At 72.1% G+C, this 22,068-nt stretch carries 18 protein-coding genes and 10 tRNA genes; 17 read left to right on the top strand and 11 right to left on the bottom strand.

Annotation, left to right across the window (positions count from 1 at the left end; translation table 11 throughout):
• The first annotated feature begins 73 nt into the window (after positions 1-73).
• The 12 genes from WMF46_RS30145 (at position 74) to WMF46_RS30090 (ending at position 4,356) form a co-directional block, all read left to right on the top strand.
• Positions 74-198 (top strand) — tRNA-OTHER (locus tag WMF46_RS30145).
• 7 nt (positions 199-205) lie between these two features.
• Positions 206-277 (top strand) — tRNA-Asp (locus WMF46_RS30140).
• A gap of 4 nt (positions 278-281) precedes the next feature.
• A tRNA-Trp gene (locus WMF46_RS30135) sits at positions 282-351 on the top strand.
• A 160-nt stretch (positions 352-511) separates the two neighbouring features.
• Positions 512-583 (top strand) — tRNA-Ala (locus tag WMF46_RS30130).
• 178 nt (positions 584-761) lie between these two features.
• Positions 762-832 (top strand) — tRNA-Gly (locus tag WMF46_RS30125).
• Between the two features lie 88 nt (positions 833-920).
• A tRNA-Glu gene (locus tag WMF46_RS30120) sits at positions 921-994 on the top strand.
• Positions 995-1,080: 86 nt separating this feature from the next.
• Positions 1,081-1,154, top strand: a tRNA-Pro gene (locus tag WMF46_RS30115).
• Between the two features lie 45 nt (positions 1,155-1,199).
• A tRNA-Pro gene (locus WMF46_RS30110) sits at positions 1,200-1,273 on the top strand.
• Positions 1,274-1,288: 15 nt separating this feature from the next.
• A tRNA-Leu gene (locus WMF46_RS30105) sits at positions 1,289-1,370 on the top strand.
• A gap of 4 nt (positions 1,371-1,374) precedes the next feature.
• Positions 1,375-1,447, top strand: a tRNA-Leu gene (locus WMF46_RS30100).
• A gap of 93 nt (positions 1,448-1,540) precedes the next feature.
• Entirely contained in the window at positions 1,541-2,026 is a 486-nt protein-coding gene (locus tag WMF46_RS30095; RefSeq protein ID WP_437980370.1) for an HNH endonuclease, read from the top strand.
• 113 nt (positions 2,027-2,139) lie between these two features.
• A complete protein-coding gene (locus WMF46_RS30090; protein WP_437980369.1) occupies positions 2,140-4,356 on the top strand; it encodes a protein kinase domain-containing protein in 2,217 nt (738 codons plus the stop codon).
• Between the two features lie 75 nt (positions 4,357-4,431).
• On the opposite strand, the gene WMF46_RS30085 is transcribed toward WMF46_RS30090, so the two are convergent.
• From WMF46_RS30085 to WMF46_RS30075, 3 genes are all read right to left on the bottom strand, one after another.
• Positions 4,432-5,007: an HPF/RaiA family ribosome-associated protein gene (locus tag WMF46_RS30085; RefSeq protein ID WP_437980368.1), complete on the bottom strand. Its 576-nt coding sequence runs from the start codon at positions 5,005-5,007 to the stop codon at positions 4,432-4,434.
• Between the two features lie 735 nt (positions 5,008-5,742).
• Positions 5,743-6,807, bottom strand: a complete 1,065-nt coding sequence (locus tag WMF46_RS30080) for a hypothetical protein (RefSeq protein ID WP_437980367.1) — start codon at positions 6,805-6,807, stop codon at positions 5,743-5,745.
• A gap of 54 nt (positions 6,808-6,861) precedes the next feature.
• Positions 6,862-8,451: a DUF4215 domain-containing protein gene (locus WMF46_RS30075; RefSeq protein WP_437980366.1), complete on the bottom strand. Its 1,590-nt coding sequence runs from the start codon at positions 8,449-8,451 to the stop codon at positions 6,862-6,864.
• 230 nt (positions 8,452-8,681) lie between these two features.
• On the opposite strand from WMF46_RS30075, the gene WMF46_RS30070 reads away from it, so the two are divergent.
• Positions 8,682-8,957 (top strand): hypothetical protein, encoded by a 276-nt coding sequence (locus WMF46_RS30070; protein ID WP_437980365.1) that lies wholly within the window; start codon positions 8,682-8,684, stop codon positions 8,955-8,957.
• Positions 8,958-8,966: 9 nt separating this feature from the next.
• On the opposite strand, the gene WMF46_RS30065 is transcribed toward WMF46_RS30070, so the two are convergent.
• The 4 genes from WMF46_RS30065 to WMF46_RS30050 all read right to left on the bottom strand — a co-directional run bounded on the left by WMF46_RS30065 (position 8,967) and on the right by WMF46_RS30050 (position 14,524).
• On the bottom strand, positions 8,967-10,181 hold the full coding sequence (locus WMF46_RS30065) for a formylglycine-generating enzyme family protein (RefSeq protein ID WP_437980364.1): 1,215 nt from the start codon (positions 10,179-10,181) through the stop codon (positions 8,967-8,969).
• Positions 10,182-10,450: 269 nt separating this feature from the next.
• On the bottom strand, positions 10,451-12,103 hold the full coding sequence (locus tag WMF46_RS30060) for a protein kinase domain-containing protein (RefSeq protein WP_437980363.1): 1,653 nt from the start codon (positions 12,101-12,103) through the stop codon (positions 10,451-10,453).
• Between the two features lie 204 nt (positions 12,104-12,307).
• A complete protein-coding gene (locus WMF46_RS30055) occupies positions 12,308-13,402 on the bottom strand; it encodes a hypothetical protein (RefSeq protein ID WP_437980362.1) in 1,095 nt (364 codons plus the stop codon).
• A 144-nt stretch (positions 13,403-13,546) separates the two neighbouring features.
• The gene (locus WMF46_RS30050) at positions 13,547-14,524 is read right to left on the bottom strand and encodes a formylglycine-generating enzyme family protein (RefSeq protein WP_437980361.1); all 978 of its coding nucleotides are present in this window, start codon (positions 14,522-14,524) and stop codon (positions 13,547-13,549) included.
• On the opposite strand from WMF46_RS30050, the gene WMF46_RS30045 reads away from it, so the two are divergent.
• Positions 14,493-14,987: a hypothetical protein gene (locus WMF46_RS30045; protein ID WP_437980360.1), complete on the top strand. Its 495-nt coding sequence runs from the start codon at positions 14,493-14,495 to the stop codon at positions 14,985-14,987. The genes WMF46_RS30050 and WMF46_RS30045 overlap by 32 nt on opposite strands.
• Positions 14,988-15,160: 173 nt before the next feature.
• On the opposite strand, the gene WMF46_RS30040 is transcribed toward WMF46_RS30045, so the two are convergent.
• From WMF46_RS30040 to WMF46_RS30025, 4 genes are all read right to left on the bottom strand, one after another.
• Positions 15,161-16,225, bottom strand: coding sequence for a hypothetical protein (locus tag WMF46_RS30040; protein ID WP_437980359.1), 1,065 nt, complete (start codon positions 16,223-16,225; stop codon positions 15,161-15,163).
• A gap of 263 nt (positions 16,226-16,488) precedes the next feature.
• Complete coding sequence (locus WMF46_RS30035; RefSeq protein ID WP_437980358.1) at positions 16,489-18,081, bottom strand: protein kinase domain-containing protein; 1,593 nt, start codon at positions 18,079-18,081, stop codon at positions 16,489-16,491.
• Positions 17,985-18,575: a diversity-generating retroelement protein Avd gene (avd, locus tag WMF46_RS30030; RefSeq protein WP_437980357.1), complete on the bottom strand. Its 591-nt coding sequence runs from the start codon at positions 18,573-18,575 to the stop codon at positions 17,985-17,987. The genes WMF46_RS30035 and avd overlap by 97 nt, the downstream gene beginning before the upstream one ends.
• A gap of 84 nt (positions 18,576-18,659) precedes the next feature.
• Entirely contained in the window at positions 18,660-19,784 is a 1,125-nt protein-coding gene (locus WMF46_RS30025; RefSeq protein WP_437987950.1) for a formylglycine-generating enzyme family protein, read from the bottom strand.
• Between the two features lie 821 nt (positions 19,785-20,605).
• On the opposite strand from WMF46_RS30025, the gene WMF46_RS30020 reads away from it, so the two are divergent.
• From WMF46_RS30020 to WMF46_RS30010, 3 genes are all read left to right on the top strand, one after another.
• On the top strand, positions 20,606-21,037 hold the full coding sequence (locus WMF46_RS30020; protein ID WP_437980356.1) for a DUF4351 domain-containing protein: 432 nt from the start codon (positions 20,606-20,608) through the stop codon (positions 21,035-21,037).
• Between the two features lie 378 nt (positions 21,038-21,415).
• The gene (locus WMF46_RS30015) at positions 21,416-21,667 is read left to right on the top strand and encodes a hypothetical protein (RefSeq protein ID WP_437980355.1); all 252 of its coding nucleotides are present in this window, start codon (positions 21,416-21,418) and stop codon (positions 21,665-21,667) included.
• Between the two features lie 51 nt (positions 21,668-21,718).
• Positions 21,719-22,027 (top strand): hypothetical protein, encoded by a 309-nt coding sequence (locus tag WMF46_RS30010; protein ID WP_437980354.1) that lies wholly within the window; start codon positions 21,719-21,721, stop codon positions 22,025-22,027.
• Positions 22,028-22,068 lie beyond the last annotated feature (41 nt).

The raw sequence follows: 22,068 nt of genomic DNA, 5'->3' as shown, positions 1-22,068 counted from the left end.
GGGATCTCCTCTCCGTCGCCCGCCCTCTCGCCCGATCCGGGCCGAAGGACGACGGTTCTCGGATCCCGACCATGCCGCCGTAGCTCAGCCTGGTAGAGCACCTGACATTCCGCTCTCCATCCAATTGCCCGATCCGGGCCGAAGGAGGACGGTTACCCGTTAATCTGGATGACGCGGGTTCGAATCCCGTCGGCGGCGCTGGTTTGCCCTCGTATGCATCTGGTGAGGCAGCCTGATTGTCGATCAGGTGAGGGGAGTTCGATCCTCCTCGGGGGCGCCTCGGGGTGTGCGTCATGGAGACGGCGGAGCCTCCAAAACTCCTGCGAGAAGGTTCGATTCCTTCACACCCCGCCGCAAAAAAAGGAGCGCGATGATCCCAATAAGAACGATGCGTGATCGTCCAATGGGCAAGGAGGTAAAGGAGGTAGCTGAGGTAAAGGGAGTAAAGGACGTGGGGAGACAAGGAGATGGATGTTCGATGATGAAGATCTGACGCCAGGACCGCTGGCTCGGGGTGATAGTTCAACCGGGAGAACACTGCCTTCGCACGGCAGGGATCGAGGTTCGACCCCTCGTCGCTCCACCGGACGGGCCAATGCTCGTGGGTTACCATGTCGCTTGGCAGTTCCCCCTTGGGACCTCCCCACGGCGCTCTTTGCCCGTTCGTTCGTCTCGTTGCCGAGGCGGGCCGTCGTCCGGCGGCCGCACACGATGTGCGGCCGCGCGGCGCCCGGCGGCCCGCCTCTTTTTTCGATGAAACCGCGGTGGTAGCTCAACGGTAGAGTGCGAGCGTGCCAGGCTCGCGACGGGAGTTCGATTCTCCTCCACCGCTCCCTTCAGGGGCCGCGCCTCGCGGCGCTCTGCGCCAGCGACGTCGCGGCGCCGGGGCCGCAGGTCGGCGCTCCTGAACATGTGACCCTGTCCCCATCTCGCTAGAGGCTCAGGCGGCCGGATTTTCGCTCCGGAGGCGCGGGTTCGAATCCCGCTGGGGACACCGGGCCGCTCCGCTCGCCAGCGTGCTCCTTTGAGAGCCCGCGCCCGAGCGAGCGAGCCTGCCAATTCCATCTTGATGAGAACTTTCTGGGTGTGGCTCAACCTGGTAGAGCACCGGCTTCGGGAGCCGGGGACTGGGGGTTCGAATCCCCCCACCCAGACCGCGGAGGAGCGACAGCTCCGCCGCGACGCGCGACGAAGACCCTCTGGGTGTGGCTCAACCTGGTAGAGCACCGGCTCGGGGAGCCGGGGGCTGGAGGTTCGAATCCTCCCACTCAGACCGCGTCGCGCGGACGTCACCGTGACGGAACGGCATACGTGGCAGGCTGAGATCCTGCGCCCTTCGGGGTATGTGGGTTCGAGTCCCACCGGTGACACCCTGCCCGGGTGGCGAAACGGCAAACGCTGCTGGCTTAGACCCAGCCATCTGGGGGTTCGACTCCCTCCCCGGGCACCGATTGCGTCTAACCTGGAGTGACGTCATGAAGAGAAAGAGACGATAGAGAGGTGGGCCATGACCGCGCAGACGCTGCTTTTGACGCCATGGATGGTGCCCCATAAGGTCATCCCCTGGCAGACCGCCGTCACGATGAGCTTCCTGGGCAAGGTGGAGGTCATCGAGGTGTACGACGACGTCATCCGGTCGCCGTCGCTCTCCATCAACGCGCCTGCGGTGGTGCGGCTGAAGCGGCCGACGCTGGGGATGAAGCGCGGCGTGAAGTTCTCGCGGCTCAACGTCCTCCTGCGCGACGGATTCCGCTGCCAGTACTGCGGCGCGCAGAAGGTGGCCCGTGAGCTCAACTACGATCACGTCATCCCGCGTGTGCAGGGTGGCAAGACCGTCTGGGACAACATCGTCGCTTCCTGCTACGCGTGCAACTCGACGAAGCGGGGGCGTACGCCGGAGCAGGCCGGCATGAAGCTGCTCCGCGCCCCGGTGAAGCCGAAGTGGCTGCCGCCTGCGCCCGTCATGGGCCTGAGCGAGCGGCGCATCCCGGAGCTGTGGGCAGGGTACTGCGCGAGCTCGGGGTGAGCTGAGCCCCTCGCGCCGGCGCGCCCGCGGCCCGTCGTGCAGACGGCGGGTCGGGCGCGCCGGCGCGCGTCGGGGCTTCCGCCGGCGGCCGCGCGGGTGCAGGATGGGCAGGCATGGAGACGCGTCAGGCCGGAGGCCGCGCGGAGGACGAGGACGCGCCGTTCCCCGCGATCCTGCGGGGCTGGCTCATCGAGGGAGAGCTCGGCCGCGGCGGGATGGGGCGCGTCTTCCGGGCGCGGCACCCGAAGACGCGGGCGCGGGCGGCGATCAAGGTGCTGCTCGGCGACTACGCCCGCCGGCCGGACGTCGTGGCTCGCTTCCGGCAGGAGGCGATCGCCGTCAACATCATCAACCACCCCGGCATCGTCCGTGTCTTCGACTCCGGTGAGCTCGACGACGGCTCGCCCTACATCGTCATGGAGTACCTGGACGGGCGGGGGCTGCGCGACTGGGTGCAGGCCGTGCCGGCCGCGGATCGGCCGCGGCAGGTCGTGCGGCTCGGCTACCAGATCGCGTCGGCCATGGCCGCGGCCCACGCGTCCAAGGTCGTCCACCGCGATCTGAAGCCGGAGAACATCATGGTGATCGACGACGAGCTCGCCCCCGGGGGCAGCCGCGTCAAGATCCTCGATTTCGGCATCGCGAAGGTGCTCTGGGGCGGCCTCCCCGAGGTGCTGGAGCTGGACGCGAGGGGCTCCCTCGCGCCCGCGTCCGTGCCCACGCTCCGCACCGAGCTCTCGGCGCCGACCGCGCCGACGGTGGGGATGGCGCCCGACCCCGAGAGCGCCGCCCGCTGGGCGGAGATCGCGAGCGGCCCTGCGAGCGACGCGCGCACCACGGCGGAGAGCGAAGAGAGCTCGACGCCGGAGAGCGACCCGCGCGAGGACGACGCGCTCCGGAGCCTTCCTCGCGTGAGCCTCGAGAGGCCTGCGATCCAGATCTTCCCCGCGCCGGTCGAGATCCCGCCCGGGGTGGTCTCTTCGGCTGCGGGGCGCGTGTCCATCGAGCCCGCCGGGCCCGCGTCGAGCGGCGGGGGCGCGGGACAGCCCACGATGCCGTTCACGCAGGAAGGCGCGTGGGGCCTCGGGACGAGGAGCTACATGGCGCCGGAGCAGGAGCGCCACTCCGGGAGCGTCGACGTCAAGGCGGACGTCTACTCCCTCGGCGTCATCCTCTACGAGCTGCTCGAGGGGCAGACGCCCGACGCGCCGCGCGGCGCGTGGCCGCCCCCGATGAGCGCCGCCACGCCGCCCGATCTCGTCGCCCTCGTCCACCGGGTGCTGTCGTTCGACCCGGATGCGCGGCCGCGCATGGCGGAGGTGGCGACGGCGCTGCACCGGCTCGGCCGGGCGAAGAAGGAGCTCGACGAGGCGCTCTCTATGTGGGTCGCGAGCGGCAGGGCGCCGAGGCTCCTGCCGCGCGGCAAGGCGCTGCACGAGCTGTCCGCGTGGGCCCGGGACATCGACGACCTCTCGGCCCTGGAGCGCAGCTTCCTCGACGCGGCCCTCGGCGCGGAGGCCCGCCGCGAGCGGCTCACGCGGGTGCTGCTTGCGCTCGGCGTGGTCTTCCTGATGGGCATGGTCGCGACGACCACGGTGTTCTGGGTGCACGCGACGCGGGCGCGGGCGACCGCCGAGGCCGCCGAGCGCGCCGCGCGGGAGCACAGCCGCCTCGAGGCGGCCGCGAACTCCTCCGCGCAGGAGGCCCTCGCGAAGATGACCGAGGCGCAACGCGCCACCGAGGAGGCGCTCGCGTTTGCGATGAAGGCGAGCGACGACGCGAAGAGCGCCAACTCCGCCAGGGACTCGATGACCGAGGCGAAGCGCCTGGCCGAGGGCGCCGAGCTCCGCGCGAGGCGCGCGGCGCAGGCCGCGGCCGCCGCGAAGGCGGAGGCGGACGAGCGCCACGAGCAGTCGAGGAGCGCCATGGAGCGCGAGATCGCCGGGCTCGAGGGCGACCGCGAGCGCCTGTCGGCGCGGCTCGGACAGGCGGAGGACGAGCGCGAGAGGGTGAGGGACGCCCTCCGCTCGAGAGAGCAAGAGCTCAGGGCGGTCCTGTCGGAGCTGAGGCGCGAGTCCACGCGCGCCGGCTTGCTCGAGCGCAGGCTCGACGAGGCCTCCGCGCAGATCGACGCGCTGGAGAGGCAGAACGAGGAGTGCGCCCTGCGGCAGCGCAGGGCGCAGCCGCAGCCAGAGCCTCCCGCGGACGGGGAGATGCCCCCTGCGAAGGAAGAGAGAGAGGAGATCGCGACGCCGCCGGCAGAGCCCCCGGTGGACTCGAGGCCTCGGCCGGCGCCCCGCTGGCGGTGGCGACGCGATACGACGATATAGCCGCAGCCTCGGCGGACCGCGGGGAGGCGGGGCTCGCGCCGCGCGCTCGAGCCCCGCGCGCCCTGCGCATTCGGGCTAGCTGAGCGTAGGTGTCTCCTCGCGGCCACGGTTGCCGCCGCGCGCGTCCACGACGCGCACGCTGCTCGCCTGAGGCCCCTCGTTGCCGTCCTCCTCGGTGTAGGCGACGCCCATGCCGACCCTCAGATCGGCGAACGGAGCCGATACGATGCTTCGCTCGTGGAAATAGATCTCCCGACCATCGATCGTCGTGATGAACCCGTAGTCGTTGAACAGCTTCGCGATGACGCCGGCCGTGTCCTGCGCCGGGTGTGCCTTCACCTCGCTCCGTTGCTCGTCAGCGAGCTTCTTGAGCTGGCGACCGGCGCGCTGGAACACGTCGCGCACCGCCGCCGGCAGCAGGTTCCTCGCCGCCCGCTCCTCGCTCACGATCTCGTGCTTGCCGGCCACGTGGAGGTCGACGCGCACGCGGTACTCTCCGCCCGTGCCCATGCTCGCGTGGTCGCGCTCGACCACCACCGCGCAGCTGTTGATGTGGTCGTTGAAGCGCTCGATCTTGTTCGCTTGCTCCCGGATCAGCTCCTCGAGCGAGGGGCTTTTGCCGATGTGTCGGAAGGTGAGCTCCACTTGCATGCTCTCTCCTTTCATCGCTTCGAATCACGCTGTAGCATCGTCGGTATGCGTCTGCTTCGCCGGAGGCGCAGGCTCGGAGGGATCGGCCCTGCGACCGTGACCACCTCGCGTGTGCTCGGCATGAACAGGTAGCAAGTTCGCTGCCATGGCCGCTCAGCCGCGCACCAGCCGCGCGGCGCGCTCCTTCACGGTCGAGCGCGCCAGGCGCGCGCGCGGAGGCGCAGGCTCTGCGCGGAGGGAGCCAGTTCTTGCGTCCCTCGTGGATCTCCAGGGTGGCGCGGCGGTGTGGCATGAAGCGACGGGGCGCCCTCTCCTGGGGCAGTTTGCGACGCGCGGCGGGCTTCACGTCGTTCCGTGGCGTCTCGTCGGCGCTCCACGCGTGTCGAGTCCGGGAGCGGTGCCGCCCGGCCTGACGAGCTCTGCCACCAGGGGGCGCCGCGAGGGGGCGGCGGCCACGACGGGCCCTCACGGTGCGCGGAGCGACGCGAAGGCCCGCCCGCCGTGCCGATCGGGAGCACGTGCGCACGGCGCGTCGTCGTGTCGTCGTGCGGCGCAGGAGCAGCGACAGGATGGCGAGCACGAGGGCGAGCGCCCGCGCCGCGAACGCCGCCGCGCCGCCGGCTCGCGCTCCTCCGCTCGGCCTGCCCTCCGCCCTGCGCCGTGCGCCCGAGCTCGCCCCCGTGCTCGCCGTGGCCCTTGGATCGATCTCGCTCCTCGGGGCGCCGGGGCTCCGCTTCAGCGGATCTCGAAGACGTAATCCGTGTCGTAGGTGCGGACGAAGAGCTTGCCGTCCTTCTCGACGAGGAACTCGGGGCCGCTCTTCAGCGGCAGCTTGGAGACCACCTTGCCGGTGGCGCGCTCGAGGACATAGAGGAAATCCGGCTCGGCCGTGAAGCCGTATCCGCAGAGGAGGTGATCTCCATGCAAGACGAAGTTCTCTGCGTTGCAGACGAGCGGAGCGCTCTGCCAGAGGAGCTGTCCCGAGGCGAGCTCGATGGCCGACAGGTAGGCGTTCTTGCCCTTCGACGAGGCCGCATACGTCCTGTGCCCCGACGAGACGTAGAGGACGCCGTCCTCGACCGCGGCCCAGCCGATGCTGCCCTTCACGAAGCCGGCTTCCTTGGGCTCGAACGCAGGCGGCATGAGGAAGCTCTCGAAGTCGAAGAAGGCGACGATCGTGCGCGCCGCGTCGAGGATCGCGACGAAGCGCGCCTCGGCGAAGTTCGGGCCGTAGAGCAGCGCGCTGTGGTCCCCGTGGCCGATCACCTTGACGAGCGCTTGATCGCGGTAGCGCTCGGGAGCGAAGGAGGGGAAGGTGTCGCTCGCCCCGCCCGCGCCCGCGCCCGCGCCCGCGCCAGGCGCCGGCGTGATCATCGGCAGCGCGAGGCCGTTCGTGGTGAACCATGCCGCCTCGTCCGTGATCTGGTTCTTCTTCTCGGCGATCTTCACGAGGCGCGGCGCGGCGGAGCTTCCGGCCGGCGCGCGCCGGACGAGCGCCGCGCCGAACGGCGGCGGCGGGAGCCTCACCGGAGACCGGCTATCGAGCGCCGCGCCGTCGCTCGCGGCCACCAGCGCCGGCTTCCCGTTGCCGCCGCGGGGGGGCGGCGCGGGCTGCGGCGGCGGGGCGCCGTCGTGAGGCGCCGGCGTCGCGGCGCCGGTCGCGCCGGGGGGCGTCGCGGCGTCCTGGGAGGCGCGGGCCGGCGGCGCCGAAGCCGGCTGGCACGCGCCTACGGCGAGCAACGCGGCGGCGAGCCATCGCGCGGGGCGAAGTGGCTGAGGGGGAGGCGGGGCGGAGAGCACGCGGGCAGCCTACCGCATCCGCCCCGGCGAGAGGGCGCTCCGAGGCGCGGGAGCTCAGCCGGAGGGCGTGAAGGAGAGGTTGAGCGTGTAGGGGCCGGCGTCCTGCGCGTTGTACGGCTCGACGAAGATGAACAGCGGCACGCCGCCGTCGACGGTGATATCGGTCCTCTCGTCGCGGCCTTTGATCTGCTCCTCGATGCACGCCAGCTGCCGGCCCGTGCAGCCGGCCCGCACGTAGAAGCCCTGATCGGTCTCGGAGGACAGCACCACCCTGAGCCTGCCGGCGCTCGGCGGCGTGATCGCGTGGATCCCCTCCCGCATCCCGGGCCTGGTGCAGGTGCCGTCGAACACCATCGTCCCGCTCGTCGTGTCGCCCCGGTTCTCGCCCAGGACGGCCACGGGCGCGTCGGCGCAGATGTCGTCGAGCTCCCAGGTGCACTCGGCGGAGCAGCCGTCGCTGTTGACGGTGTTGCCGTCGTCGCACTGCTCGGGCCGGCTGACGATGCCGTCCCCGCAGGTGGCCGGAGAGAACGAGAGCTCCAGCGTGTACGCCCCTGCGCCAGCGGACGTGATGGCGTCGACGAAGATCGGCACCTCCTGGTCCTTGCTCACGACGAGCGCGATTTCAGGCCCGGCACCCGAGGGGGAGGCCTGGTCCTGGCAGGCGAGCTCGGTGGATCCGTCCGCGCACGCCGTGCGGGCGTAGAGGACGTGATCCCCCGCCCCCGACTGGAGCACGACGCGGAGCGTGCCCGACTGCCCAGCGGGAGGCGTGAACAGGTGGACGTCCTCGGGCCCCACGCCCCCGCAGGTGCCTTCGAACACGCGCGTGCCCAGCGACGTATCGCCCTCGATCGTCGTCGTCGTCACCGGCGCCGCGTCCGCGCAGGCTGCGTCGACGAGCGGGCGGCAGATCGCGGCGCAGTCGCTGTCCGCGCAGTCGACGCGCTCGTCACCCTCGTCGTCCTCGCCGTCGGAGCAGTCCGTCTCGCCGAGCTTGCAGAGGCCGTCGAGCGTGTCGCACACGCCGAGCGCCGGGCACTGCGAGTTCTCGGTGCACCCAGGGATGCACGCGGTGCGCTCGCCCCTGACCTCGCTGCACCGGTAGCCGTCGCGGCAATCCTCCGGCCCGCTGCACAGAAGGACGCACAACCCCAGGCCCTCGCCGAAATCTTCACAGAAGCCGCCGTTGGGACAGTCTCCCACGGCGGGATCGCATTGGCCCGCGCAGGCGCCGGCCGGCCATCCCCACTCGCGCTCGGTGATGCAGTAGTCCTCGGGGCAGGCAGCGTCGGAGGTGCACGCCGCTCCATAGGGCGAGGGGCTCGCTCCGCCGGAGCCGCCGGTGCCCGTGGGCTCGGCGCCACCCGCGCCGCCGGTACCCGTGGGCTCGGCGCCACCCGCGCCGCCGGTGCCCGCGGGCTCGGCGCCACCGCTGCCGCCGGTGCCCGCGGGCTCGGCGCCACCGCTGCCGCCCGTGCCGGTCGCGCCCGACGCACCGGCGCCGCTGCCCGTGGGCTCGGCGCCGCCGGAGCCGCCGGACCCACCGGCGCCGCCTTCGCCACGTTCGCCGTCATCGCCGCCGCATCCAGCGGTCGTCGAGAGCGCGAGCATAAAGAGACCTGCAACGAGTCGTACGTTCATCCACCGGCTCCACCAGAAGAGAGATTGTCGAGACGTGAGGTGCACTCCACCCCACGGCGCAGCGCCGCACCATCTTCAGTGCAACGGCTTCGCCTGCCAACCCCTGGTTCTGGTTCACGGCATCCGTGCTCGTTGGCGCGCCGCGTTTGCCGCGGGCTCGTCATGCGCGATCCGCGCCGGACAGCGGGCCGTCTCGCGGAAAGAGGGCGTACCGAGGCGGCGCGCGTAGCATGCGAGCCCACCGGCCCGCCACCGGAACACGTGCGTTCGGTGGCACCCTCGCCATGGAGGCGGCCGTCGCCGCGCGCGCAGGCGCCCTGCGCCGCGAGCACATCCAGGGCACGCTCGGCGAGGTCGTCGCGGGCAAGCTGAACGGGCGCGGCGATGCGGCCATCACCGTGTTCGACTCGACAGGGCTCGCCCTCCAGGACGTCGCGCTCGCGCGGGTCATCTACGCCGCCGCGCGCGAGCGGGGCGCCGGGACGGCGTTCGACTTCTTCGGCTGATCGCGGCCGCTACGGCGTCCTCGCGCACCGCATGCCGAGGCTGTAATAGGGCGCCGACGGCGCGACGCTGACTCGCTCGGACGTCAGCAGATAGCTCGGCGTGCCGAAGCTGCTCCCGCTGCGGACCACCCGGTTCGAGGTGTCCGCCAGGCTGGCGCAGTCGACGCATTCCGCCGGATAGGTCCCGTACCCATCCAGCATCCACTCCCGCATGCTCCCGCCGAGATCCGCCTGCGTCCACCGCCCGTCGCCCTTCGGCGAGCGGGACCCGACGTGCACGATGTCGCTGAAGTCGCTCTGGAACGTGCAGCCGGGCGCCGTGCTCTCCCTGCAATCGTAGGAGGCGTAGCTCGCGTCGATGGTCGTCGACTCCGGTGGATTCGACCACGGATACTGCCGCTGCTCGTCCCCGCCGGCCGCCGCGTAGTTCCACTCGGCTTCTGTCGGGAGCCGGCCCCCGTCCCACGCGCAGAACGCGAAGGCGATATACCAGCTCACGCAGTTCATCGGCAGGTGCTCCTGGGCGCCCGCCTCGTCCGTCCACGTCCGCATGTCCGCGTTGTCCGGATTGCACATCACCGCTGTTTGCAGCGCCGCCGCGTCCGGGGGCAGCTCGCTGTTCCAGGCCGGGTTCCACCCGCTCCCCTGGATGCCCGGATGCGCTCCCGCGTCGGCCGCGGGCTGGCTGCCGGGGTACGCCTCGAAGAACCTCCGGAACCTCCCCACCGTCACCTCGAAGCGATCCAGCCGGAAGTCGCTCACCGTCGCTGGATATGCAGCATCGTTGCCGCGGTCGAAGGTCCCCCCGGGCACCACCGCGCTCGCGCAGCAGCTCTCGCTTTCGCCCGGCCCGCACGTCGATGGCAGCCCTTCGCAGCTCGGGGGCGTCGTGCACGCCCCGCCGCTGCACACGGGCGCCTCCGCAGGACACGGCTCCGGGGCGTCCCACTGACCGCGGTCGTTGCACCGCTCTAGCCGGTTGTCCGAGCACCGCGCGTCGCCGCGCGTGCACTCGCCGGCGCCGCCGCCGCTGCCATTGCCGGCGCCGCTGCCATTGCCGGCGCCGCCGCGGCCCGAGCTTGCGTCGCCTCCGCCGGAGACGGTGTCGCCGCCTGCGCCTTCGAACGGGTGATAGTCCTTGTCCAGCCCCAGTATCGCCGTGCAGCCGCTTGCCATGAAGGCCGATGCCGCCCACCACCACCGACGCGTGCGCTTGCTCTTCATATCTCCTCTTTGCCCACTCTCCCCGCGCTGTCCACCGCGGCACGCGCCCGCGATCTTACCCGGCGACGCGCGCGGCTGCGCCGCCTCCAGCGGGATGGCCGGGCCTACGGGCACGACTACATTCCGACGATGCGAGAAGAGTGGCTGCGTCCACTCCCCATGGGCGTCGTCGACCGAGCCCGTCGCCTCCGATGAAGCCCGGGAAAACACTGCTCCTTGCAGCGGTGCGGGCGCGCCGTCTCGGTGGAGGAGGGCTCCGGCTGGCGACCTCAGTAGCGCCCGAACAGCGTGCTGGGGGCCGGCTTGATCGGTGTTGGTGCCTTGCCGCTCGCGACCGGCCTGGGCGCGGTCGTCGTCGGTTTGTTCGGGCGCACCGGCGCAGTCGCGCTCCTGGGGGGCGCCGTCTGGACGCGTGCCTCGGCAGACGGTGTCACCGTCGGAGGGGGCGCCGAGGCCGGCGTGGGCGCCACCGCTGCGCTCGGCTCGGGCGTCGCTGCGGCCGGCTCCGGCGCCGCAGCGCTCGGCTGGGGCGCTGCCGCGCTCGGCTCGAGCGCCGTCGCGTTGCCCGCGGGCGGCGCCGTGCCCTGGCTCGGGCTCAGCGGGCTCGCGGCGACCACGTCCGGCACCGCCGGTTCGCCCTCGTTCTCCGCGCGCTGCGCGATCCAGAGGGCTGCGACCACGAGCATCGCGACCCCCAGCAAGGCCATCCCAGCGGCGATTGGCGCCCGGCGCGGCTTCGGCGGCGGCGAGGTGGTGGCCACGCCGGTCGAGGCCTCTGTCAGCCGCACGCGGTGCGAGCCGGAGAGGTGCTCCGGGGACGGGGTCGTCCCCAGCGCGGATTCCGTTCTCATGAGGGCCGGCGATAGCTCGGGTGACGACGGCGAGCTCGGGCGCGCTCCGGGCGAGGACGGCGAGCTCGGGCGCGCTCCGGGCGAGGACGGCGGGCTCGAGAGCCGCGCGGGTGAGGACGACGGGCCCTGGTGCATGCCGGCGTAGGACGGCGCGCTCGGGAAGCTCGCGCGGCGGCCACCGCCCACCGCCATGCCGAACACCTCGCCCAGGGCGTACACCGCCTCCGTGGCCTTGCGGAACCGCGCCGCGGGGTCGACCGCCGTGGCCCGGGCGAACCACGCATCGAAGCCCGGCGGCAACATCACGCCGACGGAGCGTGCCCGCTGCACCGGCGGCTCCTGCGGGCCGCGGACGGCCAGCATCGCGAAGGCGATCACATCACCTGCCTCGTTGGCCTCGGGGTCCCAGTACGGGAGACCCACCAGCAGCGCGTACGCCATCATGCCCAGCGCGTAGATGTCTGCAGCGCCGGTGAGCTTCTTGCGGACATGGAACTGCTCGGGCGCCATGTAGAGCGGCGTGCCGAGGCTGCGGGTGGCGCCGGCCGCGGTGGCGCCGTCGGCGACCAGCTTCGCGACGCCGAAATCCAGGATCTTCACGCGGATCGAGCCGTCCTCGCACTGCGACAGGAAGAGGTTCGCGGGCTTGAGGTCCCGGTGGACGATGTTCGCCGCGTGGGTGCGGTCGAGGGCCAGCGCGGCCTGGTAGAGGTAGGTCACGGCCTCGTCGGGCTGCAGGCGGCCGACGCGCTTGAGGCGCTCGCCGAGCTCCTCGCCGCGCAGCAGCTCCATGACCAGGAAGGGCATGCCGGTCGCCTCGTCGACGCCCGCGTCGAACACATCGACGATGTGCTCGCTCTCGATGTTCGCCGCGATGCGCGCCTCTCGCTTGAAGCGCTCGCGCATCTCCTCGCTCTCGAAGAGGTGCGCGTGCATCACCTTGAGAGCTCGGTGTCGCTCGGTCTCGAGGTGGACGACCTCGTGGACGGCGCCCATGGCGCCCGAGGCGATGAGGCGGACCACACGGTAGCGGCGCGCAAAGACGGACCCGTCCGCGAGTGCAGTCGACACGAGCCAAGAGGATCCCGTCGGGCGCCCCCGGCGTCAAGGCCTCCTCGGGGCTTGCCGCGAGGGCCCCCGCTGGCGGCGCGCCTGTCCTGTCATGATGTCGCGCAGTTACGCAGTTACGCAGTTACGCAGTTGCGCAGTTGCGTAGTCGCGTAGTCGCGCAGGGCCGCTCCTCCTCCGGACTCCTCCGGAAGGCGCCGCCGCGGGTCAGAAGGTGCCCTGGGCGCCGAGGACCGCCCCCGTCGGCCCGGCCTGCAGCACGCTCGCGCGGAGCCAACGCGGGGCGGCGCCCGTCGCCGGGCCGGCCGGCTTCGGCTCCGTCCAGTACAGCACCGCGGCTGCGCCTAGCCCGGCCAGCCCCACCCCGAAGCCAAGGGTGCTCATCAGCGCCATCGTGCCCCCGCTCTGCGCGGCTTTGTTCCCTGTCGCATCACAGGCCTTCTCGTCGCTGGCCTGGATCCGGCTGCCGCAGTGCTCGTCGACGACCGACTTCTTATCGAGCGCGAGCGCGCCCAGGATCCCGCCCGCCAGGAGCCCTGCGGCGCCCACCCCGCCGGCCACGTAGACCAGCGCCCGCCGGCCTCCCGGGGCTGCCGCCTCGTCCGGGACTGCGAGCGGCCGCGGGGCGTCGCGCTGCGACCCCGCCTCGGCGGTCGGGGGCTGCGCAGGGGCGGGCGCCGGCGGCGCGGGGATGCTGGGAGTGGGAGCCATCGCTTCCTTGACCTCCAGCGTCAGCGCCTTGGTCTCGCCCTCGGCGATCGCGACGGTCTGTTCCCACAGGGGTCCTCCCGGCGCCTGGGTCGACACCAGGTGTACCCCGGGGTTCACCGGGAGCGCGACGCCGAGCGCGGCCGGTCCCATAGCGCTGCCATCGCGCTTCACCACCGTGCCAGGCGGGGCGCCGTCCTGCAGCGAGAGCGAGAGCCGCGGCACGCGCGGCGCGAGCCGATCGCGCTCCTCCCGCGCCGCCTTGGGCCGGTCCCCTTGACGGGCCCGCAGCGCCGGCGTCATCCGGTCCACCCAGGCCAGGTAGTTCCCGAGCTGCGTCACGGCCGTGGCGATCTGGCCCCATTGCGACTCGCACATGGCGAGCGTGAAGAGCGTACCCGGCTGAGGATCGAGCTGCTCGCTCTCCGCGAGCATCTTGCAGCCCGACTCGTAGCGGCCTGCCTGCATGTCGGCGAGCCCTCGATTGAAGAGCTCCTCCGCGGCCGCGGCGTCCTGCGCCGCGGCGGGCGCGGCGAGCGAGAGCGAGGCGAGGGCGACGAGCAGATGTGCGGACCGGCGGAACCAAGGCGTCATGTTCTGTCACACCCGGCAGGAGAGGGGACCTCGGAGAGCGTGGCCGCCAGGGCGCGAGGCGCGCGCACCCGGCAGGAGAGGGGACCTCGGAGAGCGTGGCCGCCAGGGCAGCCAGGACGCGACACGCGCGCGGCCCGCGAGCATCTACAGCGACCTCACGCAGCGGATGCCCGTCGACCGGGTGAAGTCATTCTGGGGATGATGGCCGCGGTTCTGCGTTCGCAGCCTGGAGGAATCCTCGTTCCATCCCCCGCCCCGGAGGGACCGGTCCGCGGCCGTCGCCAGCTGGGCGCAGTTGACGCAGGGGTTCAGGTAGTCGCTCAGGAACGAGTCCAGCGTCCACTCCGCCATGCTCCCTGCCAGATCGGCGTGCCCCCACCGCCCGTCTCCTCTCGGAGATCTCGACCCGACGGGCACCATGTCATCGAACTCGCAGGCGGCGGGCGCGCCGATGAGGCAAGCGTAGGTCGTGTAGGTGGTATTGAGCGTCGTCGAGGCCGGGGGTTGCGACCACGGATAGTGACGCTGTTCGTCCCCTCCGGCGGCTGCGTAGTTCCACTCTGCTTCGGTGGGCAGCCGTCCCCCGTCCCACGCGCAGAACGCGAAGGCGATGGGCCAGCGCACGCAGTTCATCGCGAGGTGCTCGTTGGCGCCGGGCGTGTCGGTCCACGTGCTGTAGATCCCGCTGCACCGGATCGCCGTCCTCAGCGTCGGTGCGTCGGGAGGGAGGGCCGAGTCCCAGTCCGGGCTCCACCCGCTCCCCTCGATGTCCGGGTGCGCTCCCGCGTCGCGCGGTGGGCGGCTGCCTGGATAGGCGTCCACGAACCTCCGGAACCTGCCCACCGTCACCTCGAACCGATCCATCTCGAAGTCGTCCACCGTGGCGGGGAACGCGGGATTGTTGTCCCGGTTGAAGGTGCCTCCGGGGACCGGCCATGCGGTGCAGCAGCTCTCGTCGCCTCCCGGACCGCACGTCACGGACAGCCCGCCGCAGCTCGGCCGGTTCACGCACGTCCCCGCGACGCACACGGGCGCCGTCCCTCCGCACGGCGGGCTGCTCTCCCATCCGCCGTTGAAGCACTGCTGCGGCGTGTTGTTCAGACACCGCCTCTCGTCCGTCACGCAATCGCCGCCCCCGCCGGTGCTGGCGGTGGTCGTCGAGGTGGTCGCCGCGGTCGTGGAGGCGGTCGTCGTTGTGGTGGAACTCGTCGTTGTGGTGCTGCTGGTGGAGGTCGGGCCGCCGCCGCTGGCGTCGCCGCCGGAGCCGGCGCTCGTCGAGGCGGGGCCGCCGCCGCTGGCGTCACCGCCGGAGCCGGCGCTCGTCGAGGCGGGGCCGCCGCCGCTGGCGTCACCGCCGGAGCCGGCGCTCGTCGAGGCGGGGCCGCCGCCGCTGGCGTCGCCGCCGGAGCCGGCGCTCGTCGAGGCGGGGCCGCCGCTGCCGCCCTCCCCGCCGGCGCCCGTCGTCGCCGCGCTGGCGCCCGAGCCGTCGCCGCCTGCTCCGCCGCCGCTCGTCGTCGTGCCGGTGGCCGAGCCGCCGCTGCCGCCTTGCCCGCCGGTCCCGGCGGCGCTTCGGTCGTCGAGGTAGTAGCCGTCGAAATCGGCGATCAGGCCGCACCCGCTGGCGACGAAGACCGAGGTAGCCCACCACCATCCCGTGCGCCTGCCAACCATGCCTACTCCTCTACAGCCGCTGCGCGGGTGCTGTCCATAGCGCCGGTAGCCCCCAGGAATGCTCTTACGAAGGCGCGGTCGTCGGCGTCAGAAGCGCCCTCGCGCGCCGAACACGGCCCCATTGGGCCCTGCCTCCAGCACGCCTGCGCTGAGCCACCTCGGGCTCGCGGTGACCGCCGGTGCCGCCGTCTTCGGCTCGGTGAGGTACAGGACGAGCGCCGCCCCGACCCCGGCCAGGCCCACCGCGAACCCGATCGTGCTCACCGTGGCCAGCGTGTTCGCGCTGTCCCCGGCGTCGCGCCCTGTCGTGTCGCATGCCTTCGGGTCCGTGGCCTCGATCCCGCTGCCGCAGTGCTCGTCGATGGTGCCCTTCTCGCCGAGCACGAGCGCGCCGGTGATGCCGCCCAGCACGAGGCCCGCCGCGCCGAGCCCGCCCGTCAGATAGAGAGCCGTTCGGCGGCCTGCGGGAACCTCCGACGCGTCCGGTGGGGCCGGCGCGGGCGCCGGCACGATCGCCGGTGCCGGGGACCTCGGAGGGAGCGCGGGGGCCTGGGCAGCCGGCGCGTCCTTCAGCGCCAGCGTGAGCTCTTTCGTCTCGCCCGCCGTGATCGTCACATGTTGTTCCCGGACGGGCCCTCCCGGCGCCTGGATCGACACCCGGTGATCTCCGGGGTCGACGGGCAGCGCGACGCCCAGCGCGGCCTCGCCCAGCACGGAGCCGTCGCGCCGGACCACGGTGCCTGTCGGCGCACCCGGCGGCAAGGAGAGCGCGAGCCTCGGAATCTGGGGCGAGAGCCGGTCGCGCTCCTCCATCGCGAGCTTCGGCCGCTGGCCTTGACGGGCCTGCTCGGCCGGCGTCATCCGATCGAAACGCGCCAGGTAGTCCTTGAAGCGCGCGACCGCCGTGGCGATGCGGCCCCATCGGGCCTCGCAGGACGCCAGCGTGAAGAGCGTGCCGGGCTGAGGGTCGATGCGCTCGCTCTCGGCGAGGGCCTTGCAGCCCGTCTCGTAACGGCCTGCCTGCATGTCGGCGAGCCCCCGCTCGAAGAGCGCCTCGGCGGCGGCGACGTCCTGCGCCGCCGCAGGAGCCGAGAGGGAGAGCACGCCGAGGGCGGCGAGGAGAGGGGCGGAGCGGCGGAGACGAGGGGGCATGCGCTGGCACTCGGCAGGTGAGGAGAGAGCGGGAGACGCGCCGTCACGAGCGCGGCGGGCGGGCGGATTGGAGCACGACGCCGGAGAGCTGGGAAGGAGGGGAGGAGAGGGGAACGGGGCGCTGAGCCGTGCCTTCATGACGGCGCTTCAACCGCTCGGAGGCAGACGAGGACACGCTCGGCGCGCAGGGGGTGAGCCGGCGTTGCCACCGAGGCGGAGCTCGGCGCGCAGGGGGCGAGCCGGCGCTGCCGCGGAGGTGCAGCTCAATATCGGCCGTACGGGGAGGGAGCGGTGGATGTCGTTTGTTGCGGCGCAGGCGGCTTCTTGTTGCCCGAGGGCGGCCTGGGCCCCGATGCCGATGGCTTGGCCGCGGGCTCCCGTGACGGCGCGCCCGGGCGGAGCGTTATCGGCGCGGGGGCCGTGGAGGCTTGCACCACCGCCCTGGACGGCGCGCGCGGCGCCGTCGCCGAGGGGGGAGGAGGCGTCGCTGCGGCGGTCGGTTCCGGCGCCGTGGGGGCCGGCACGGGCGCCTGCGCGAGGGTCGGCTCGGGCGCGGGCGCGAGGGTCGGCCCGGGCGCTGCCAACGTCGTCTCCGGCGCCGCCGCGGCCGTCGTGATGGCAGCCGCCGCGGCCGTCGTGACGGCAGCCGCCGCTGGATCGCCGCCGCGGCTGGCGCGCAGCGCGAGCCAGCCGCCGCCCAGCAGCACGAGGAGCCCCAGCGCCGAAAGCCCCGCGGCGAGCGGGGCGCGGCTCGGTCTCGACGGCATGGACAGCATGCCGGACACCGCGGCACCGATCGAGCTCCCCACGTGCGCCGGACCGGACGAGCTCGCGTCGCGCTCCGGGCCCGCGCTCGCCGCAGCCGCCGGGGCCGGCTCGGCCGTGAAGACGGCGGGGGCCACCGCCGCGGTGGCGGGGGCGGTTCCGGGCCAGGACGGCGCGCTCGGGAACGTCGCCCGGCTGCCGCCCGCCGGGATGCCGAGCGCCTCGCCGAGGGCCCGCACCGCCTCCGTGGCCCGCTGGAACCGCGCCGCGGGATCGACCGCCGTGGCCCGGGCGAACCACGCGTCGAAGGCCGGCGGCAGCGTCACGCCCATCGAGCGCGCCCGCTGCACCGGCGGCTCCTGCGGGCCGAAGACGGCGATCATCGCGAATGCGAACACGCCGTCGACGCTGCTCGCCTCGGGATCCCAGTACGAGGCGCCCACGAGCAGCGTATAGGCCATCATGCCGAGCGCGAAGACGTCCGCGGCGCCGGTGAGCCTCGCGCGGCCGCGGAACTGCTCGGGGGGCATGTAGAGCGGCGTGCCGAGGCTGCTCGTGGTGCCCGCCGCGGTCGCGCCCTCGGCGACGAGCTTGGCGATGCCGAAGTCGAGGATCTTCACGCGGACCGAGCCGTCCTCGCGCTGCGACAGGAAGAGGTTCGCGGGCTTGAGGTCGCGGTGCACGATGTTCGCCGCGTGGGTGCGGTCGAGGGCCAGCGCGGTCTGGTGGAGGTAGGTGACGGCCTCGGCGGGCGGCAGGCGGCCGGCGCGCTTGAGGCGCTCGCCGAGCTCCTCGCCGCGGAGCAGCTCCATGACCAGGAAGGGCATGCCGGTCGCCTCGTCGATGCCCGCGTCGAAGACGTCGACGATGTGCTCGCTCTCGATCTTCGCCGCGATGCGCGCCTCTTGCTTGAAGCGGGCGCGCATCTGCTCGCTATGGAAGAGGTGAGCGTGCATGACCTTGAGCGCGCGGCGGCGCTCGGTCTCGAGGTGAATCACCTCGTGGACGGCCCCCATCGCGCCGGCGGCGATGAGGCGCTCGACGCGGTAGCGGCGCGCGAAGACCGTCCCCTCCGCAAGGATGACCGACACGAGAGGAGGCTCACGCGCCGGGCGGGCGGCGTCAAGGGGACGGGAGAGGCGCTATTCATGGACCGTCGCCGGCGGGGGCCGTCATGACGTTCATAGCGCGGGTGGCCCGAGCGGAGCCAACCGCCGAGCATCCTGCCGACCTCGTCGCTCTCCTGGGCGAAGTGGAGGTGCTGCGCCTCGGAGACGCAGCGGAGGGGGTGCGCGAGCCGCATGAGCACGCGGGCGCGGACGAAGCCGCGCGAGGCGGTGGCGAGGTCGGCGCGCTTGTCGCGGCGGTACGAGGCCTCGACCAGGCGCTCGGTGATGTCGAGGCAGGCATGGAGAAGGCGGTCACCGACGGTGAAGCGGTGCTCGCGGGGGAACTTGGCGACGCGCTCGGCGACCCAGGCGAGCAGCGCTTCCATGCGGACGGCGATCACCGGCGCTGCAGCGGGGCCGGGGGCTCCGTCCCCGGACCCCCGGCTCCCTGCGTTGCGGCTGCTATCGCCCGACATCGGTGGGGAGCCTTGTTTGATCAAGGGTTCAAGGATCAAGTTTCAAGGGAAATGATACATGTAAGCGATACTTGTGCCATGTTGCTACGGTGTCCTCGTGCACCGGGCCCCGACGCCGCCGCCGCGGCCCGACGGGACGTCGTAGCCGCGGCGGGAAGAGAGCAGGTACGACGCACCGTAGCCCCAGCTCCCGCCCCGGAGCACGCGGGGCGAGGTAGATGCTAAATTGGCACAATCATCGCATTGCGAGTCGTACGGGTCCTTGTACCAATCCAAGACCCACTCCCACAGGCTCCCGGACAGGTCCGCCTGACCCCACTTGCCATCCCCTTTCGGCGACTTCGACCCCACCGCTTGGATGTCGCTGAATGCGCACGAGCCGTCAGGCCCGCACTCATACCCCGCGTACATGCTGTCGATCGTCGTCGAGCTCGGCGGCTTCGACCACGGATACTCCCGCTGACCGTCTGCTCCTCCCCCTCCCGCTGCCGCGTAATTCCACTCCGCCTCCGTCGGCAGTCGGCCTCCGTCCCACGCGCAGAACGCGAACGCCACGTACCAGCTCAGGCAGTTCATCGGAAGATGCTCGTTCTCCGCTGCTACATCCGTCCAGGTCCGGTAGGTCGAGTTGCACTTCACCGCGGCCTTCAATGCCGCAGCATCCGCGGGCAGGCTGCTGTCCCACGCCGCATCCCACCCGCTCCCTGCGATGTTCTTCGGGTGCGCTCCCGCTCCCGCCCCAGGCTTGCTCCCGGGATACGCCTCCACGAACTTCCGGAAGCGACCCACCGTCACCTCGAACCGATCCAGCAGGAATCCGCTAACCGTCGCTGGATACGCGGTGTCGTTGCTCCGGTTGAACTTGCCCGTGGGCAGCGCCTCCCCCGTCCCGCAACAGCTCTCGTTGCTGTCACGACCGCACGTCTGGGCCAGGCCGACACAGCTCGGCGGCGTCACACATACCCCTCGACTGCAGACGGGCGCCGCCGCACCACACGGCTCGGCGTCCTCCCACGCCCCGCGCTCTCCGCACCGCTGCGGGCGATTCTCCTCCGAGCAACGCACGTCCTCCGGGCCGCACTCCCCAACGCACTTCCCGTCGACGCAGGTCTGCCTGACGCACTCCTTCCCGGCCGGAGTACACTCGTCCCCGCCTCCAGTTCCCCCGGCGCCTCCCACCCCGCCTCCAGCTCCCCCGGCGCCTCCCATCCCGCCTCCAGTTCCCCCGGCGCCTCCCATCCCGCCTCCAGTTCCCCCGGCGCCTCCCATCGCGCCTCCAGTTCCCCCGGCGCCTCCCATCCCGCCTCCAGCCTCCCCTCCGGCGCCGGCTTCGCCTCCGGTTCCGCTCCCGCCACTGCCTTCTTTCTGGATGTAATATCCGTCCTCCAGCCCCGCCACCAGCGCACAGCCGCCCGCCGTTGCCGCCCACGCCGCCCACAGCCATCTCGCGCCCGTCCGCTTCGCCATGCCTCGTCCTACTGCTGACACGCTTCCGCTGTCCACCCACGCGCGTCCTCCCCCTCTTGCCCTGCTGCGCCGCCGCACGCTCGACCCGCGCACGCCCGTGCTGGGGCGGCAGGCGGTTTCGAGCGTGACGGACACCGACGCGGCGGCACGACGCCCCGAGTTCGCCGTCCTCTCCGCCCTCGCGCACGGCGCTGGCGAGCAGGGCGCCGCGATCGCCGCAGCCGTGCCGCCCGCCCTCCGCGGCCTCGATGAGAGGGGGCAGCAGGGCGCGCAGACTCACGGCATTACGCGCAGGTCGCCATCATGATGTCTCTATTTCTGCTGCTCAACGTCGATATTTCGAGTGCGCTCCTCCCGGAGCGCTGATATCAACTCCTCCGCGCGCCATCGGGATACGGTTTGCGAAGCGAGACCTTCGCCGGCGAGACCCCGCGCGCTCCCGGCACTCAAGCACCTGCGAGCCGCCGCGCGATGCCGTCCATGGACCACGAGATCCTCGTCGATCTCTTCAAGAACCGCCCGTCGCTCGCCGCTGAGCTCCTCGTCGTGAGGCGGTTCCGATCGTGACGGACAAGGCCGAGGCGGCCCGACGCCCCGAGCTGGGCGTGCTCTCCGCCCTCGCGCACGGCGCGGGCGAGCTGGGCGCGAACATCGCCGCCGCCGTCCTGCCCGCCATCCGAGAGCTCGACGAGGACAGGGCCAGGTTCTACGGCGATCTCGTGCTAAATTCCCTGGACGATACGGCCCGGCGGGCCCTGGAGGCGATGGTGAAGGGCTACGAATACCAGAGCGATTTCGCCAAGAAGTACGTCGCGCAGGGACGCCACGAAGGAGAGCGTGCCATCCTGCTGCGGCAGTTGCGAGCTCGCTTCGGTGAGCTGCCGGAAGCCGCCGTCGCCCGGGTCGAGGGGGCCGAGATCGCCGTGCTCGAGCAGTGGGCCGAGCGGGTGCTCAGCGCGAAGACGCTCGCCGAAGTGCTCGACGAGCCGAGCTGAGGACCGCTGCTGGGGAGATCGCCCAATAAGGCGATACCGCCGGCGCGCCGGCTCGGTCCAGGGGAGCGTGCAGCGCACCGCGAGGGCCGAGCGTGTCGTGGCATGCCTTCCCTGGCTTCCGTTGAGGTGCTCCCGCTGCGCAGTGCCTCGGTCGGCTCGACGGCGTTCGCATCACCGAGGCCTACCGTCGCGCTGCTCTCGGTCGCTGTCGCTCCGCGGCCGCTCCGACCGAGCGTGACGTGTCGCCCGCGGCGACGGGGTCGGGTCACCCGTTCTCACGCTCTTGCGCACAGGGTTGCAAATTCATCTCTCTTTATCTGCCGTGCAGATCGCTTATTTGAAGTGCGTCGCCGTCGGTGAGTTGATATCAAGGCCGCCGTGGGCAAGCTTGACGGGTTCGCGAAGCTGACCTTCGCCGAGGACACCCCGCGCGTCACCGGCGGCTCCGCCGCATGGCACCGGCCGCCCGAGGTGCGACTCGAGCGTGTCCAGGCCGACGGTTATCTCCGCGTGCTGCGGCCCGAGGGCCTCGTTCCCCTCGCCCGGCTCTGGCCGGCGGCGTGCGACCACGACGAGGTGCTCGTCGAGATCAAGAGGGCCGGCGACCACGTCGGCATCGGGGAGATCTAGCGCGCGACGCTGGGTGATCCGCATGTACAACGTATGCCGATATCAGCAGGGGTGAGCGACGACTTGCTTCGGCGGTTCGCTCGCTCCGACGACCCGGAGATCGAGGCGCGCAGGCGGTGGATTCTCCGGTTCCTGCTCGCCCACAGCCCGGAGGGCAAGAAGTTGCTCATCGAGCATGCGATCGAGAGGGGCCAGCTTATCGGAGCGCGCGCGGCGCTGCGCAGGGTCTTGGCGCGGCGTGGGCTTGCGCTCAGCGCGCCGCTCGAGGCTCAGATTGATGCCTGTTCCGAGCTGGCCACGCTCGAGCGATGGCTCGACCAGGCGGTGACGGCGACGACCGCAGACGACGCATTGGTGTAGATCTGGGTGCGCCCCGCCGCGAACTCCCTCTCCCTGGGCCG

It is taken from the genome of Sorangium sp. So ce117, assembly GCF_051524395.1.
Classification (GTDB): domain Bacteria; phylum Myxococcota_A; class Polyangia; order Polyangiales; family Polyangiaceae; genus Sorangium; species Sorangium cellulosum_B.
Note: the sequence above shows the minus strand (reverse complement) of the source record. Positions and strands in the feature narration are given on the sequence as shown.

Excerpts from the sequence above, each read along its gene's own strand:
- WMF46_RS30095 (WP_437980370.1), top strand. The coding sequence starts at position 1,541 with ATGGTGCCCCATAAGGTCATCCCCTGGCAGACCGCCGTCACGATGAGC.
- WMF46_RS30090 (WP_437980369.1), top strand. The coding sequence starts at position 2,140 with ATGGAGACGCGTCAGGCCGGAGGCCGCGCGGAGGACGAGGACGCGCCG.
- WMF46_RS30085 (WP_437980368.1), bottom strand. The coding sequence starts at position 5,007 with ATGCAAGTGGAGCTCACCTTCCGACACATCGGCAAAAGCCCCTCGCTC.
- WMF46_RS30075 (WP_437980366.1), bottom strand. The coding sequence starts at position 8,451 with ATGAACGTACGACTCGTTGCAGGTCTCTTTATGCTCGCGCTCTCGACG.
- WMF46_RS30070 (WP_437980365.1), top strand. The coding sequence starts at position 8,682 with ATGCGAGCCCACCGGCCCGCCACCGGAACACGTGCGTTCGGTGGCACC.
- WMF46_RS30065 (WP_437980364.1), bottom strand. The coding sequence starts at position 10,181 with ATGAAGAGCAAGCGCACGCGTCGGTGGTGGTGGGCGGCATCGGCCTTC.
- WMF46_RS30055 (WP_437980362.1), bottom strand. The coding sequence starts at position 13,402 with ATGACGCCTTGGTTCCGCCGGTCCGCACATCTGCTCGTCGCCCTCGCC.
- WMF46_RS30040 (WP_437980359.1), bottom strand. The coding sequence starts at position 16,225 with ATGCCCCCTCGTCTCCGCCGCTCCGCCCCTCTCCTCGCCGCCCTCGGC.
- avd (WP_437980357.1), bottom strand. The coding sequence starts at position 18,575 with ATGTCGGGCGATAGCAGCCGCAACGCAGGGAGCCGGGGGTCCGGGGAC.
- WMF46_RS30025 (WP_437987950.1), bottom strand. The coding sequence starts at position 19,784 with ATGGGAGGCGCCGGGGGAGCTGGAGGCGGGGTGGGAGGCGCCGGGGGA.